This window comes from Streptomyces sp. NPDC048590 (assembly GCF_043199535.1).
GTDB lineage: Bacteria > Actinomycetota > Actinomycetes > Streptomycetales > Streptomycetaceae > Streptomyces.
On sequence record NZ_JBICWC010000016.1, the window covers coordinates 1 to 15,119 of the forward strand.

Sequence of the window (15,119 nt, forward strand, 5' to 3'; positions counted from 1 at the left end):
TCGACGCCACCGCCGCAGCGGAACGCTCCATGGCCTTCGAAGCCCTCGACCAACTCGCCATGGAACACCTCCTCAACGTCCGCTGACCCACCCCCAGGGTGCCCGGAACACCGACCGGGCACCCCGGTTCCACCCCCTCCGCGACATCGCCGGATCCGCGCAGGGGCTTGACCAGCTCCCGTGGGAGCGTTCCCATGGGTCCGGCCACCCTCTCACCGCAAGGGCACCACCGTGACTGAACCCTCCCCTGACGGACGGATCCGACGCCGCAGCCCCCGCTCCAGGCGCATCGTCGTCCCCCTCACCGTCGTCTCCGCGATCCTCGCCGGCACCGTCCTGTCGGGGTGCGGGCAGCAGCGGGACGAGGACGTCTTCACCGTCATGAACTCCTCGACCGACGAGTCGTACCACCGCTGGGACGGCGACACCCTGAAGCGCTGCAGCAAGGAGCTCGGGGTCACCATCGAGCAGCAGAGCGTGCCGGCCGCGCAGCTGATGACGAAGGCGCTGCGCATGGCGTCGTCGAAGTCGCTGCCGGACGTCCTCCAGCTGGACGCCTCCGAGATGCCGACGTTCGCCGAGGCTGGCGGGCTGATCCCGCTGAAGGACCTCGGGCTGTCCACGAAGGACATCCCCGAGGGGATCGTCGACTTCGGCTCGTTCGACGGGACGTACTACGGGGCCGCGCGCACGGTGAACACCCTGGCGCTGTTCTACAACAAGGACACGCTCGACAAGGCCGGCCTGAAGGTGCCGACCACCTGGGCGGAGATGCGGTCCACCGCCAAGAAGCTGACCCAGGGGAAGAAGTACGGTCTGGCGCTCAGCGCGGGCGGCGCGGAGGACGGGGTCTTCCAGTTCACTCCCTTCATGTGGTCCAACGGCGGTGACGAGACGAAGCTCGACAGCCCGGAGGTGGCCGAGGCGCTGGACTACTGGAAGGCGCTCCTGAAGGACGGCTCGCTCTCCAAGTCCACGGTCAACTGGACGCAGGCCGACGTGAACGACCAGTTCATGGCGGGCAACGCGGCCATGATGATCAACGGCCCGTGGCAGGTCGAGACCCTGAACTCCAAGAAGGGTCTCGACTGGGGCATCGCCGAGATCCCCGTCCCCGAGGCGGGGGACGACTCCGTCGGACCGCTCGGCGGCGGTGTGCTGACGGTGCCCAACACCGGTGACAGCAAGCGCGAGAAGACGGCTGCCAAGATCATCGGCTGTATGTCCGGCGAGCAGGAGGAGATCTCCTACGCCATCAACAGCTGGATGGTGCCGGCCAACTCCAGGGCGGCCGAGACCTGGCGGAAGAAGACCCCGGAGCTGGCGGCCCTGGCCGGTCAGGTCGCGACGGCACGCTCCCGCACCGCGAAGGTCGGAGCGCAGTGGTCGTCGGTGTCGCTCGCCCTGCAGAGCGCCTTCCAGTCGGCGCTCACCGGCGAGTCCAGCGAGGCCGCTCTGAAGCGTGCCCAGCAGCAGGTCAAGAGCGGGAACTGAGGTAACGAACCATGTCATCCACCACTACCTCGGCCGCCGCGCTGCCGACCGGCCCGAAGGCCGCAGGGGCCGGCGCGGTCAAGAAGCCCGTGGACCCCCGGAGCGCCAAGCGCCGCAGGACGCTCGCCCAGTGGGGGTTCATCGCCCCCGCCGTGATCTTCATGGCCCTGTTCTTCGGTTATCCGCTCGTGCGCAACATCATCATGAGCTTCCAGGACTATTCGCCGTCGACGTTCTTCACCGGCGAGGCCCCGTTCAACGGCTTCGACAACTGGAAGAACGTCTTCGAGGACGGGCTGTTCGGCAAGGCCCTGTGGCAGACGATCCTCTTCACCATCGGCTCGCTCGTCGGCCAGTTCTGCATCGGGCTCGCGCTCGCCGTGTTCTTCAGCCGCAAGTTCCCGCTGAACGGCATCCTGCGCTCGCTGATCCTGCTTCCGTGGCTGGTCCCGATGGTCGTCTCGGGCATCGTCTGGCGGCGCATCTTCGACCAGGACACCGGTGTCCTCAACTCCTTCCTCGGCATCTTCGGCGTCGGCGAGACACCCTGGCTGACGAGCACGAGCGTGGCGCTGATCTCGGTGATCCTGGTGAACATCTGGATCGGCATCCCGTTCAACATGGTGATCCTCTACGGCGGCCTCCAGGAGGTCCCCAAGGAGCTGAACGAGGCAGCAGCGCTCGACGGTGCCTCCGCCTGGCGCACCTTCCGTTCGGTGACCCTGCCGATGCTCAAGCCCGTCATCACGGTGGTGCTGGTGCTCGGCTTCATGTCGACGGTCAAGATCCTCGACCTGGTCCTCGCCCTCACGGACGGCGGCCCCGCTGACTCCACCCAGACGCTCGGCACGCTCACGTACCAGAACTCCTTCGTCCAGATGGACTTCGGGGCCGGTGCCGTGGTCGGCAACATCCTGATCCTGATCTCCGCCGTCTTCGCGGTGTTCTACCTGCGGGCCAACCGCAACGAGGGGAAGTGACCGGCATGGCGACCACCACCCAGAACCCCGCCGCCCCGGCTCCCGCAGTCCGCCGGCCGGGGCGCCGCTGGGGAGCGACCGCCTTCGGCGTCGTCGTCCTCTGCGTCATGCTCTTCCCGCTGTACTGGATGATCAACACGGCGCTCCAGCCGGACGCCGGCCTCGTCGACGTCGCACCGGTGCCGACGAGCATCGACTTCTCCGGGTTCACCTCCGCGATCACCGCGCAGGGCGGCAACCTGCTGACCTCGCTGGCCGTGGCGCTCGGCGCCGTGGCCATCTGCCTGGCGATCTCCGCACCGGCGGCGTACGGCCTGGCGCAGTTCAAGCTGCGCGGCAGCAAGACGATCGTCTTCGGCACGCTCATCACGCAGATGGTGCCGGGCATCGTCATCGCGAACGCCCTGTACAGCGCGTACGTGGACCTCGGGCTGGTCAACTCCTACTTCGGTCTGATGCTGGCGGACGCCTCACTGGGCATCCCCTTCGCGATCGTGCTGATGCGTTCGTTCATGGTGTCGATCCCCCGCGAGGTCATCGAGGCCGCCGAGGTCGACGGCGCGGGCCGCATCCGTACGTTCGTCCAGGTCGTCCTGCCGATGAGCCGGAACTCGCTGATCACCGCCGGGCTGTTCTCGTTCCTCTACGCGTGGAGCGACTTCATGTTCGCGCTCACCCTGAACACGACGGACGACGTCAAGCCGATCACGCTCGGCATCTACCAGTACATCGGCGCGCACGTCGGCGACTGGGGTTCGGTCATGGCCGCGTCCGTGCTCTCCGCCGTGCCGGCGGCCATCCTCCTCGTCCTGTCCCAGAAGTACATCGCCGCCGGGATCACCGGCGGCTCGGTCAAGTAAGGGTTTCCATGAGTGACTTCCCGGTCTTCCCGCCCGGATTCGTCTTCGGCGCGGCCACGGCCTCGTACCAGATCGAGGGTGCCGTGGAGGAGGACGGCCGCGGCCCGTCCATCTGGGACACCTACAGCCACACGCCCGGCAGGACCGACGGCGGTGACACCGGTGACGTGGCGTGCGACCACTACCACCGCTACGCGGAGGACGTGGCGCTCCTGCGCGACCTGGGCGTGGAGTCGTACCGCTTCTCGATCGCCTGGTCCCGGATCCAGCCCACGGGCAGCGGGGCCGTCAACCCCAAGGGGCTCGACTTCTACTCCCGGCTCGTCGACTCGCTGCTGGAGGCGGGCATCGAGCCGGCCGCCACGCTCTACCACTGGGACCTGCCGCAGGCCCTGGAGGACAAGGGCGGCTGGCGGGTCCGGGAGACGGCGGAGCGCTTCGGTGAGTACACGGCGATCGTCGCCGAGCACCTCGGTGACCGGGTGCCGCGCTGGATCACCCTGAACGAGCCCTGGTGCAGCGCCTTCCTCGGCTACTCGGTCGGCCGGCACGCGCCGGGCGCCAAGGAGGGACGCGGCGCGCTGGCCGCAGCGCACCACCTGCTGGTCGGCCACGGCCACGCGATGAACGCGCTGCGGGCCGCGGGTGTACGCGAGGCGGGCATCACGCTCAACCTGGACCGCAACGTCCCGGCGACCGAGTCGGACGCCGACCTCGCGGCGGTGATCCGCGCGGACACCCAGCACAACCTGGTGTGGACCGAGCCGCTCCTCGCGGGCCGCTACCCGGCCACCGAGGAGGAGACCTGGGGTGAGCTGATCACCGGGCAGGACTTCCGTCGCGAGGGCGACCTCGAACTGATCTCCCAGCCGATGGACTTCCTGGGCATCAACTACTACCGCCCGATCGTGGTGGCCTCGGCCCCGCACCGCGAGGCCGACCCGGCGCTGCGCGTGGCGACCGACAACCGGTACGCGGAGGGCCAGTACCCGGACGTGCGGCGTACGGCGATGGGCTGGCCCGTCGTGCCGGAGACCTTCACCGATCTCCTGACCGTCCTGAAGCAGACGTACGGCGACGCCCTGCCCCCGGTGCACATCACGGAGAACGGTTCCGCCGAGTTCGACAGCGTCGAGGCGGACGGTTCCATCCACGACGCGGACCGGGTGGAGTACCTCCGCACCCACCTCACGGCGCTCCGTGACGCCATGGACGCCGGGGTCGACGTACGCGGCTACTACGTCTGGTCGCTGCTGGACAACTTCGAGTGGGCGCTGGGCTACGCGAAGCGGTTCGGGATCATCCGGGTCGACTACGACACCCTGGAGCGGACCCCGAAGGACAGCTACCGCTGGTATCAGCAGCTGATCGCGGCGCACCAGGGCTGATCCCGCACCTGAGTACCCGAGCGGGGGCGTACACGTGTGGTCGCGTGTACGCCCCCGCTCCGTGTGTCCGCCGGTGTCAGTCCCGGCCCACGTCCGAGGACACCGCGTCCCGGAGGTTGGCGGCCGCGTCGGCCGGCAGGAGGTGGCCGGCGTGGACCGCCCGGGTGTCGGCTGCCGTGACGCCGGCGACGTAACGCGCGTGGGTGGGATACAGCCGGCCGAGTTCCTCGGCCGTGAAGGGCACATGGGTTCCGAAGAGCACGCAGAAGGTCTCCCCTCCGTTGTCCCCGGTGTTCAGGGCCGTGGGCACCTCGACCTGCGAGAGCCGGACGCCTCCCCTCGCCAGGCCGTGCGTGTCCCTGGCCTTGGTCCCGTCCGGGGCGAACTCCAGGGGCCGCGCGGACGGCGGGAGCACGCCGCGTTCGACCCAGCGCTCCAGGTGTGCGTAGGCGGCGGCGATGACATGGTGCAGCGGTACCTCGCTGTACGGCGGCCTGGTGCAGGAGAAGGTGGGTGCCTCGCCAAGGTCCCGGGCCAGCAGCGGCTCACGGTAGGCCTGGCCGTACCGCCCGGAATGCGCGGACCCGGCCACCTCCCAGCGGCGGTAGCCGTCGTCGTCGGCCCGGCGGACCGGGGTACGCACATCGGTCTCGGAGAGCACGTGGAAGACCGGCTCGTCGCCCTTGCGGGTGGGTGCGGAGCCGACGACGAAGCCGTAGCCGTCGAACACTGGCTCGGTCTGCGGGAGCACCCGGTCGTAGTAGACCGTCATCCGGCCCGCCGACTGCGACGCCCCGATGCCCAGCAGGGTGCGCGCCCGTAGCGGGCCGAGCACCTTGCCGGTCCCGGCGCGCAGGGCGGCGGCGGCCTGGGCGTAGATGTCGTAGGACATCTCGTCGGCGGTGAAGCGCCCCTGCCCGGTCACGTCGAGCGTGCCGTAGCGGGCCGGGCTCCACTCCCGCAGCTGGTCGACCCCCACGCGCTGGGCGGAGACGCCCACCCAGGCGTATCCGGCGCGCGTCATCTGGTCGGGCGCCCACAGGGCGTCCAGGTCGTAGCCGCCGCTGACGTTCTGCCACTCCGTCAGCACCGTGCCGTTGAACCGGGCCGGGCTGCTCGGCCGCCGCACGACGACGCGGGTGGTGTACGGCACGTCCTGGGCGAGCCGCTCCCCGGTGACGGAGTAGGCGTCCGCCCGTCCCGACAGCTGGAACTCCTCCTCGACGTATCCGGCCTTCGCGAGACCGGGCGCGGAGAGCCAGGGGTAGGTGTCCGCCGGATCCGGCGCCTTCGGGTCCCCCGGCAGGCTGCCGGCCACCGGACCGCTCACCGCTGCCCCCGGCGCCGCTCCCCGGGGAGCGGTCCCGTCCTGCGGCTGGGCCGGGAGCGCCGTCGCGGTCGCACCCGCGCCCAGCAGTGCGGTGGCCACGAGTACCACCGCCGGTACCAAGGTTCTGCGCCATGTGATCACGAGCGTGCCCCTCTCTCGTCGACGGACCCTCCGCCCGCCCCTCACACATGACGGTGCGGGCGTTCCGGGGGCCACGCACCGGCGAAACCACCGGCCGCGCCGAACGGCGGGGGTGGAAGGTGCCGTGGGCGCCGGGCCACCGGTGATTTCGCCGATGCCCGGTTTCCGCGGATGCGCTTGCATGGCGGATCACCCGCACCGGGAGCGCTTCCGCGACCTCCCGTGCCGCCCCCCACACGAGGAGAGCTCCGTATGGAACGCCGTACATCGCACCCCTTGCACGGCCGCGCCGTCCGCGCCGTGTCGTCCCTGCTGCTCGCGGTGGGACTCACCGCGGGCGGGCTGCTGGCCACGGCGTCGCCCGCCGCGGCCGACGAGATCGGGCAGGCCCCGACCTCCGCCAACATCACCGGCAACGGGAGCTTCTCCACCGCCTCCACCTCCATCAGCGGCGCCTCCGGAGTCCGGGGCGGCCAGGTGTACTACCCCACGACCGCCGGCACCTACCCGGTGATCGCCGTGGTCCCGGGGTATCTCTCCTACTGGTCGAGCATCAGCTGGATCGGCCCGCGCCTGGCGTCGTGGGGTTACGTCGTGGTCGGGATCGAGACCAACTCCATCTACGACCAGCCCTCCAGCCGGGGCACCCAGCTGCGCTCCGCCCTCACCTGGGCGGTCAACTCCTCGCCCAGCGCGGTGCGTTCGAAGATCGACGGAAACCGTCAGGGAGTGGCCGGCTGGTCGATGGGCGGTGGCGGTTCCCTCGAGGCGCTCAAGGCCGACACCAGCGGCAAGATCAAGGCAGCGGTGCCGATCGCCCCGTGGAACAGCGACAAGTCATGGCCCGAGGTGAGCGAACCGGTGGCGATCGTCGGGGGCCAGTCGGACTCGGTGGCACCCGTGTCATCGCACTCGATCCCCTTCTACAACAGCCTGCCCGGCTCCAAGTCGTACGTCGAACTCGCGGGCGCCGACCACTTCTTCTCCAACCGGGACAACCCGCAGCTCTCGCGGATGCTGGTGTCCTGGTTCAAGCGCTACATCAACGGCGACACCCGTTTCACACCGTTCACCTGCGGATTCAGCGGCTCGGCCATCTCCGACTTCCGCACCAACGCCTGCTGACGTCACGCATCGGCCCATGAGGGGTGCGCCGGCGGATCATCGCCCGGCGCGCCCCTCGGCCGTTCAACGCACCTGGTGTCCCGCCGGGTTGGCGAGGATCTCCTGCACCACCCGGGCCGCCGCGCCGCGGGCGGCGTCGCCCGAGACGGAGGAGGCGCGCAGCCCGCTGCCCCTTTGGTGCCAACGGCCGGAGACCACGCGGGCGCTGAGCTGAGCGTCCGCGGACGGCTCCAGCCAGGGCATCAGGTTGCGGTAGATCCCGCCGAGGACGACCGCCTCGGGGTCGAAGAGGTTCACCGCTCCGGCCAGGACCACGCCGAGGTGGTCGCCCGCCTCGTGCAGTGCGGTGAGGGCCTGCTCCTGGCCCGCGGCGGCCCGCTGCTCCAGCTCGTCGATTCCGCGTACGCCCGTGTCCGGGTCGATTCCGGCCGCCCTCAGCAGGGCGGAACGGCCGGCGTACTGCTCCAGGCAGCCGTGCGCCCCGCATCCGCAGAGCGGGCCCTGGGGGTCCACGACGACGTGGCCGATCTCGCCCGCGAAGCCGTGGGCCCCACGCAGCATCTCGCCGTTCACGACGAGCGCGCCGCCCACGCCTGTCTCGCCCGTGAGGTAGAGGAAGGTGCGTACGCCGCCGAGTCCGCCGAACCAGAGCTCGGCGAGGGCCGCCAGGTTGGCCTCGTTGTCGGAGCCGACGGCCAGTGCTCTTCCGGCGGGGCGCAGGGTGCTGAGCGCCTGGCCGAAGATGCCCTCGGCGGCCACCCGGTTCCAGCCGAGGTTGGGTGCCTGGCGCACGACGCCACCGGAGACGAGCCCGGGGAGGGCCAGCTCGACGCCGACGACCCGCAGTTCCTGTTCCTGGGCGGAGGCGATGACCCGGTTGGTGAGCCGGGCGGCGTGGACGAGGACCTCGGCGGGCGGGACGTCCCGGTGGTCGGTGTGCTCGGTGACGCGGACCCGGTCGGTGCCGGTGAGGTCGACGGCGCACACCGTGACGTAGTCGATGTTGATCTCGACGCCGAGGCCGGCCGGGCCGGTCCTGGCGAGCTTGAGCACGGTGCCGGGGCGGCCGGCCGATCCGCTGGAGGTCTTGCCGGACTCGCTGAGGCAGCCCAGGGCGAGCAACTCCTCGACCAGCGAGGACACGGCCGCCCTGGTGAGCCCGACGAGGCTCGCCACCCTGGCACGGGTGACCTCGCCCTCGTCACGGACGGTACGCAGGACCAGGCTCAGGTTGTGGCGCCGTACGGACTCGTGTCCGGCCTTGGCCGCGGGTGGGGCGAGGTTGTTCTTCATCAGACCTTCGAGCCTAACGGGCGAAGGGCCGCACCCCGGGGGTGCGGCCCTCGCTCACTTCGCGGTGCCTCTACTCGCGGATGAGGCGGTGCCTCTACTTGCGGATGAGGCTGCGGAGCACGTACTGCAGGATGCCGCCGTTGCGGTAGTAGTCCGCCTCGCCGGGCGTGTCGATCCGGACGACGCCGTCGAACTCGACACCCGTGTCGGTGGTGACCTTGACGGTGCGCGGGGTGGTGCCGTCGTTGAGCTCGGTCACACCGGCGAAGGAGAAGGTCTCCTCACCGGTCAGACCGAGGGACTCGGCGGTCTGCCCCTCCGGGAACTGGAGCGGGAGGACGCCCATGCCGATGAGGTTCGAGCGGTGGATGCGCTCGTAGGACTCGGCGATGACGGCCTTCACGCCCAGGAGCGCGGTGCCCTTGGCCGCCCAGTCGCGGGACGAGCCGGAGCCGTACTCCTTGCCCGCCAGGATGACGAGCGGGGTGCCGGCGGCCTGGTAGTTCTGCGAGGCGTCGTAGATGAACGACACCGGCGCGTCGGCCTGGGTGAAGTCGCGGGTGAAGCCGCCCTCGGTGCCCGGCGCGATCTGGTTGCGCAGGCGGATGTTGGCGAACGTGCCGCGGATCATGACCTCGTGGTTGCCACGGCGCGAGCCGTAGGAGTTGAAGTCACGGCGCTCGATGCCGTGCTCCGTGAGGTACTTGCCGGCCGGGGTGTCGGCCTTGATCGCACCGGCCGGGGAGATGTGGTCGGTGGTGACCGAGTCGCCCAGCTTGGCGAGGACGCGGGCGCCCGTGATGTCGGAGACCGGGGTGGTCTCCATCGTCATGCCCTCGAAGTACGGGGGCTTGCGGACGTAGGTGGACTCGGCGTCCCACTCGAAGGTGTTGCCGGTGGGGATCGAGAGCGCCTGCCACTGGGCGTCGCCCGCGAAGACGTCCTGGTAGGACTTGTTGAACATGTCCTCGCCGATGGCGTTCGCCACGACGTCGTTGACCTCGGCCTCGGAGGGCCAGATGTCCTCGAGGTGGACGGGCTTGCCGTCCTGGTCGACGCCGAGGGCGTCCTTGGTGATGTCGACCTTCATCGAGCCTGCGATGGCGTACGCGACGACCAGCGGCGGGGACGCCAGGTAGTTCATCTTGACGTCGGGGTTGATCCGGCCCTCGAAGTTGCGGTTGCCGGAGAGCACCGAGGTGACGGCCAGGTCGTGGTCGTTGACCGCCTTGGAGACCTCGTCCGGCAGCGGGCCGGAGTTGCCGATGCAGGTGGTGCAGCCGTAGCCGACGAGGTTGAAGCCGACCTTGTCGAGGTAGGGGGTCAGGCCCGCCTTGTCGAAGTAGTCGGTGACGACCTTGGAGCCCGGGGCGAGGGTGGTCTTGACCCACGGCTTGCGGGTCAGGCCCTTCTCGACCGCCTTCTTCGCCACGAGCGCCGCGGCGACCATGACGTACGGGTTCGAGGTGTTGGTGCAGGAGGTGATCGCGGCGACGGTGACGGCGCCGTGGTCCAGCTCGTACGTGGTGCCGTCGGGGGCGGTGACGGTGACCGGGTTCGACGGGACGCCGTTGGAGGAGGCCGGGGCGTCGGAGGCCGGGAAGGACTCCTTGCCCGCCTCCTCGTCGTCCGCGACGTAGTTGCGGACGTCCTGGGCGAACTGGGCCTTGGCGTTCGCGAGGACGATGCGGTCCTGCGGGCGCTTCGGGCCGGCGATGGAGGGAACGACCGTGGAGAGGTCGAGCTCCAGCTTCTCGGAGAAGTCGGGCTCGGCGGCCGGGTCGAGCCAGAGGCCCTGCTCCTTGGCGTACGCCTCGACGAGCGCGACCTGCTGGGCGTCGCGGCCGGTCAGACGGAGGTAGTTCAGGGTCTCGTCGTCGATCGGGAAGATCGCGGCGGTGGAGCCGAACTCGGGCGACATGTTGCCGATGGTGGCGCGGTTCGCGAGGGAGGTGGCGGCGACGCCCTCACCGTAGAACTCGACGAACTTGCCGACGACGCCGTGCTTGCGGAGCATCTCGGTGATGGTCAGCACGAGGTCGGTGGCGGTGGTGCCGGCCGGGAGCTCGCCGGTCAGCTTGAAGCCGACGACGCGCGGGATGAGCATGGAGACCGGCTGGCCGAGCATCGCGGCCTCGGCCTCGATGCCGCCGACGCCCCAGCCCAGCACGCCGAGGCCGTTGACCATGGTGGTGTGCGAGTCGGTGCCGACGAGGGTGTCGGGGTAGGCCTGTCCGTTGCGGACCATGACCGTGCGGGCCAGGTGCTCGATGTTGACCTGGTGGACGATGCCGGTGCCCGGGGGGACGACCTTGAACTCGTCGAAGGCGGTCTGGCCCCAGCGCAGGAACTGGTAGCGCTCCTTGTTGCGGCCGTACTCCAGCTCGACGTTCTGGCCGAAGGCGTCCTTGGTGCCGAACTTGTCGGCGATGACGGAGTGGTCGATGACCAGCTCGGCCGGGGCCAGCGGGTTGATCTTCGCCGGGTCGCCGCCGAGCTCCTTGACGGCCTCACGCATGGTGGCGAGGTCCACGACGCAGGGAACGCCGGTGAAGTCCTGCATGATCACGCGGGCCGGCGTGAACTGGATCTCCTGGCTGGGCTGGGCCTGGGAGTCCCATCCGCCCAGCGCCCGGATGTGGTCGGCGGTGATGTTCGCGCCGTCCTCGGTGCGGAGCAGGTTCTCCAGCAGCACCTTCAGGCTGTAAGGGAGGCGCGCGGAGCCCTCGACCTTGTCCAGCTTGAAGATCTCGTACGACTCGTCGCCCACCTGCAGCGTGCTGCGGGCGTCGAAGCTGTTCGCCGACACGACAGTCTCCTTCTTCAATGTGCGCGTTCAACCGCGCCGCGCCTCATGTGCGGCCGGCGCCGCCTGCGGCCCCCACCATCCGCTAAGGTAAGGATTAGTTAGGTAACCCTTACCGAGCGGCGGCTGCGGTGCGCCTCGGCAGATATCTCGATGTCGAGATAACTCTAGTACATGACCGCCGTACGGTCATGCCCGGGCACCCGTGTCCCGCGCCTCACCGGGCGGGCGGGTGAGCAGCCGTGCCCTGCGCCTACCCGCTCCCACGGTGATCGCACCGGCCGCGGCGGTGCGATCACCGGATCTCCGGATTCCCGGATCGAAGAGGCTCGGAACTCCGCGTCACCGGGTGAGGGCGGCCCGCCGGCGGAAGAGCTCCTCGGCCGCGCTCTGGGCCCGGTCGCGGACCGCTCCGGGGTCGACGCTGCGGACTCGTCCTGCCTCCACCAGGCGATCACCGTCCACCCAGACGTCGGACACGTCCGCGGCGCCCGCGGAGAAGACCAGGTGGGCGGCCGCGTTGAAGTCGGGGCCGTGCAGCAGCGGGGTGGTGTGCAGGCCCCGCAGATCGACGGTGACGACGTCGGCCTTCTTGCCGGCTTCGAGGGAGCCGGTCTCACCGTCGAGCCCGAGCGCCCTCGCCCCGTCCAGCGTGGCCATGGCGAGGACGTCCCAGGGGTCGCCGGTGGTGGGGTCGAGGGTCGTCAGCTTCTGCAGGAGGGAGGCGAACTTCATCTCCTCCAGGAGGTCGAGGTTGTTGTTCTCCTTCTCGCCGTCGCTGCCCAGACCCACCGTGATGCCCCGGTTCCGCATGTCGATGATCCTGGCCGGTCCGGAGGAGAGCTTCATGTTGGAGCAGGGGCAGTGCGCCACGGCCGTTCCGGTGCTCGCCAGGAGGTCGAGTTCACGGTCGTCGAGCCAGACGCAGTGCGCCACGACCGTCCGGGGGCCGAGAATCCCCCGGTGGTGGAACTCCTCGATCGGGCGCCGCCCGGTGAGGCGCAGGGACTCCTCCACCTCCCAGGTCGTCTCGGAGGAATGGGTGTGGATGCCGGTGTCGAACTCGTCGGCGAGTGCGGCAGCCGCCTTGAACGCGGCCTCGGAACAGTAGAAGAGGTGTTCCAGGCCCACCCAGGAGCGGACCCGGCCCTCGGCGTGGGTGCGGTACTCCTCCAGGAGCCTGCGGTTGGTGTCGAGCGTCTCGAAGTAGTCGTATCCCGGCAGGTCGGCGACGTACGGGACGAGGGTGGCCCGGAGACCGACACGTTCCGCCGCGTGCGCGGAGCCCTCCATGTGGCGCCACATGTCCATCACGGAGGTGGTGCCGGCGCGCAGCGACTCGGTGTAGCAGAGCAGCGAGGCGGCTTCCGCGATCTCGGGGGTCAGCGCCTTGTGCGCGGGGTCGACGTAATCACGGAGCCAGTCCCAGAGCGACTTGGATTCGGCGGTGCCGCGCAGCAGCCCGGAGTGCAGGTGGGTGTTGTGCAGCCCGGGGATCACGGCGTGGCCCGTGGCGTCCACGACGACGGCGTCGGCGGCGGCCGCGTCCAGTTCACCCACCGGGCCTACGGCGGTGATCCTGCCGTTCTCGATGAGGACGGAGCCGGGGTCGTGGACGGTACGGGAGCCCTCGCAGGGCAGGACGATGCCGCCGCGTATGAGCGTGCGGGGGTGGCGTGTGCTCATGCGCCGGCTCCTGTCCAGAAGCCGGCGTGGACGGCGGCAGCCTTCTCGTACAGGTGGGGGCCGGACACCTCGACGCTCCGCTGTCCCGCCGCGAGGACGGTGCGGCAGGGCAGGGCCATGGTCGGGTTCTCCTCGTCCGCGCCGGTCAGGGCGAGCAGTTCGTCCTCTCCGAGGGCGTAGACGACGCGTCCGATACCGCTCCAGTAGACGGCGCCCGAGCACATCGCGCAGGGCTCGGTGCTGGTGTAGAGCGTGGCCCGGGCGAGTTCGGCGCGGGTGTACGCGGCGCTCGCCAGCCGGACCAGGTTGGTCTCGGCGTGGCCGGTGGCGTCCCGTGCGGTGGTCACGGTGTTGCCGGCTTCCAGGACGGCGGCTCCGTCGAGGACCAGCAGGGATCCGAAGGGGTGGTTGCCGTTCTTGCGGGAACGGTTCGCGAGTTCGATCGCGGCGGTCAGGAATCCCTCCTCGTCGGAGGTCAGGGGGGTGGGGGTGGCTGCGGGGGTCAACGGTTCTCCTTCGTGTGGTGAGGGTGGAGGGGGAGGTCTCGGTGGGCTGCTGCGGACGGCGCGCCGGGAGCGGGAAGGCCGCCGGGAGGGACGGGCCGCCAGGCGGTCGCCGTGGCATACGCGGCGGCCGACACGGTGAATCCCACGAGCAGTCCGAACGGGCCCACCGCGGGGTGGGCGGCGGCCAGCGGACCGGTGTAGAGGGACTGGTTCATGAAGGGGACCTCGGCGAGCAGGGCGAGCAGTACCGAGGGGAGACCCCACCCGAAGCGGTGCCGGGAGTCGTAGAGGCGCGCCGTGTCGTGCTGCCCGCGCTCCCGCCACCAGTAGGCCGTGACGAGCACCGCGCCCCAAGGGGCGAGCCAGTACCCGGTCATCAGCAGGAAGTCCTGGAGCTGGGAGGCGAAGTCGCCGTGCCCCGCGTACCAGGAGAGGACGGCGCCGAGTCCGCCCACGGCGAGGACGGACACCCAGCGGGGGATGGTGAATCCGGCGGCCAGCGCCGCCATGGCACCGGAGTACAGGTCGATCACCGTGGACGCGAGGGTGGAGAGGAGGAGCGCGGCCAGGGCGACCGTGCCGAGCGTGTGCGGCAACAGGCCGCTGACCATGGTGCTGGGGTCGTCCATGGGTGCCACGGTGCCGATCGCGGCGCCCAGCGAGCCGATCCACATCCCGGCGAGCGCGCTCCCGCCCGCCGCGGCGAGGAACACCCGGCGCGGGGGCGTGGTGGCGGGGAGGTAGCGGCTGTAGTCGGAGGCGTACGCCGACCACCCCAGGCCACGGGCCGCAGTGACGGCGGTGACCAGGAGGAACGCGGCGACCGGGCCTCCGGCGGGATCGGCGGGCGCCGCGGCGTGGGCCTCGCCGAATCCGTGGACCGACACGAGGGCGAAGACGGCCACGAGCACGAGGGCGAGGGTGCGTTCGACGGCGTGGATCATCCGGTAGCCGAGGACCGCCACCGTGAGCTGGGCCGCTGCCATGAGCAACAGCGCGGGGGTGAAGCCGAGGCCGGTCAGGTCGCGCAGGATGAACATGCCGAGCAGGGTGTCTACGACGCACCAGCCGACACCGTTGACGACGGTGAACGCGGCGGACGGCAGCGCGCCGAGCCGCCCGAAGGGGCCCCGGGTCTGGATGAGCTGGAGTACGCCGGTGAGCGGGCCACGGGTGGAGAAGAGTCCCACCATGACCGCGCTGAGTGCGGCCCCCAGGGCGATCGCGAGGACCGAGGGCAACAGGTCGAGGCCGAACACGGAGGTCGAAAGGGCGCCCACGCTCAGCGTCGCGAACTGCACGTTGGCGCCGAACCACAGGGTGAACAGCGAGCGTGGCCGGCCGTGCCTGCGGTTCACCGGCACGGGTTCGGCACCGGCCCGTTCGACGCCGAACGGCGGTGCGCCGGAGCCGGCACGGTCCGGTGCGGCAGGGCGGTGGCCGGCAGGGGGGCGAGCGGTGGGGAGCGGTTCGGCGCGCACGGGATCTCCTCAGGTGGGCGGTGGGAGTG

Annotated in this window: 11 protein-coding genes; 5 read left to right on the forward strand and 6 right to left on the reverse strand. The window is 70.4% G+C overall.

Annotated elements, in window-relative coordinates; translation table 11 throughout:
- The first annotated feature begins 231 nt into the window (after nucleotides 1-231).
- The 4 genes from ACGFNN_RS32875 to ACGFNN_RS32890 are packed head-to-tail and all read left to right on the forward strand — an operon-like array spanning nucleotide 232 to nucleotide 4,722.
- On the forward strand, nucleotides 232-1,494 hold the full coding sequence (locus ACGFNN_RS32875) for an ABC transporter substrate-binding protein (protein WP_393561457.1): 1,263 nt from the start codon (nucleotides 232-234) through the stop codon (nucleotides 1,492-1,494).
- Nucleotides 1,495-1,505: 11 nt separating this feature from the next.
- On the forward strand, nucleotides 1,506-2,474 hold the full coding sequence (locus ACGFNN_RS32880; RefSeq protein ID WP_393561459.1) for a carbohydrate ABC transporter permease: 969 nt from the start codon (nucleotides 1,506-1,508) through the stop codon (nucleotides 2,472-2,474).
- A gap of 5 nt (nucleotides 2,475-2,479) precedes the next feature.
- The gene (locus ACGFNN_RS32885; protein WP_393561461.1) at nucleotides 2,480-3,334 is read left to right on the forward strand and encodes a carbohydrate ABC transporter permease; all 855 of its coding nucleotides are present in this window, start codon (nucleotides 2,480-2,482) and stop codon (nucleotides 3,332-3,334) included.
- An 8-nt stretch (nucleotides 3,335-3,342) separates the two neighbouring features.
- Complete coding sequence (locus tag ACGFNN_RS32890) at nucleotides 3,343-4,722, forward strand: GH1 family beta-glucosidase (protein WP_393561463.1); 1,380 nt, start codon at nucleotides 3,343-3,345, stop codon at nucleotides 4,720-4,722.
- 76 nt (nucleotides 4,723-4,798) lie between these two features.
- On the opposite strand, the gene ACGFNN_RS32895 is transcribed toward ACGFNN_RS32890, so the two are convergent.
- Nucleotides 4,799-6,151 carry an alpha/beta hydrolase domain-containing protein gene (locus tag ACGFNN_RS32895; RefSeq protein WP_393561465.1) on the reverse strand — a complete coding sequence of 451 codons (1,353 nt, stop codon included), beginning with the start codon at nucleotides 6,149-6,151 and terminating at the stop codon, nucleotides 4,799-4,801.
- A gap of 294 nt (nucleotides 6,152-6,445) precedes the next feature.
- On the opposite strand from ACGFNN_RS32895, the gene ACGFNN_RS32900 reads away from it, so the two are divergent.
- Entirely contained in the window at nucleotides 6,446-7,318 is an 873-nt protein-coding gene (locus tag ACGFNN_RS32900) for an alpha/beta hydrolase family protein (RefSeq protein ID WP_393561467.1), read from the forward strand.
- Nucleotides 7,319-7,381: 63 nt separating this feature from the next.
- Here the strand turns inward: ACGFNN_RS32900 and ACGFNN_RS32905 are convergent, their stop codons facing one another.
- From ACGFNN_RS32905 to ACGFNN_RS32925, 5 genes are all read right to left on the reverse strand, one after another.
- Nucleotides 7,382-8,611, reverse strand: a complete 1,230-nt coding sequence (locus tag ACGFNN_RS32905; protein ID WP_393561469.1) for an ROK family protein — start codon at nucleotides 8,609-8,611, stop codon at nucleotides 7,382-7,384.
- A gap of 94 nt (nucleotides 8,612-8,705) precedes the next feature.
- On the reverse strand, nucleotides 8,706-11,420 hold the full coding sequence (acnA, locus tag ACGFNN_RS32910; RefSeq protein ID WP_393561471.1) for an aconitate hydratase AcnA: 2,715 nt from the start codon (nucleotides 11,418-11,420) through the stop codon (nucleotides 8,706-8,708).
- 339 nt (nucleotides 11,421-11,759) lie between these two features.
- Entirely contained in the window at nucleotides 11,760-13,103 is a 1,344-nt protein-coding gene (locus ACGFNN_RS32915; protein WP_393561473.1) for an amidohydrolase family protein, read from the reverse strand.
- On the reverse strand, nucleotides 13,100-13,609 hold the full coding sequence (locus tag ACGFNN_RS32920) for a nucleoside deaminase (RefSeq protein ID WP_393561475.1): 510 nt from the start codon (nucleotides 13,607-13,609) through the stop codon (nucleotides 13,100-13,102). Before ACGFNN_RS32920 ends, ACGFNN_RS32915 begins: the two co-directional genes overlap by 4 nt.
- Nucleotides 13,606-15,090: a purine-cytosine permease family protein gene (locus tag ACGFNN_RS32925; protein ID WP_393561476.1), complete on the reverse strand. Its 1,485-nt coding sequence runs from the start codon at nucleotides 15,088-15,090 to the stop codon at nucleotides 13,606-13,608. Before ACGFNN_RS32925 ends, ACGFNN_RS32920 begins: the two co-directional genes overlap by 4 nt.
- Nucleotides 15,091-15,119 lie beyond the last annotated feature (29 nt).

Excerpts from the sequence above, each read along its gene's own strand:
- ACGFNN_RS32885 (WP_393561461.1), top strand. The coding sequence starts at position 2,480 with ATGGCGACCACCACCCAGAACCCCGCCGCCCCGGCTCCCGCAGTCCGC.
- ACGFNN_RS32890 (WP_393561463.1), top strand. The coding sequence starts at position 3,343 with ATGAGTGACTTCCCGGTCTTCCCGCCCGGATTCGTCTTCGGCGCGGCC.
- ACGFNN_RS32880 (WP_393561459.1), top strand. The coding sequence starts at position 1,506 with ATGTCATCCACCACTACCTCGGCCGCCGCGCTGCCGACCGGCCCGAAG.
- ACGFNN_RS32905 (WP_393561469.1), bottom strand. The coding sequence starts at position 8,611 with ATGAAGAACAACCTCGCCCCACCCGCGGCCAAGGCCGGACACGAGTCC.
- ACGFNN_RS32915 (WP_393561473.1), bottom strand. The coding sequence starts at position 13,103 with ATGAGCACACGCCACCCCCGCACGCTCATACGCGGCGGCATCGTCCTG.
- ACGFNN_RS32900 (WP_393561467.1), top strand. The coding sequence starts at position 6,446 with ATGGAACGCCGTACATCGCACCCCTTGCACGGCCGCGCCGTCCGCGCC.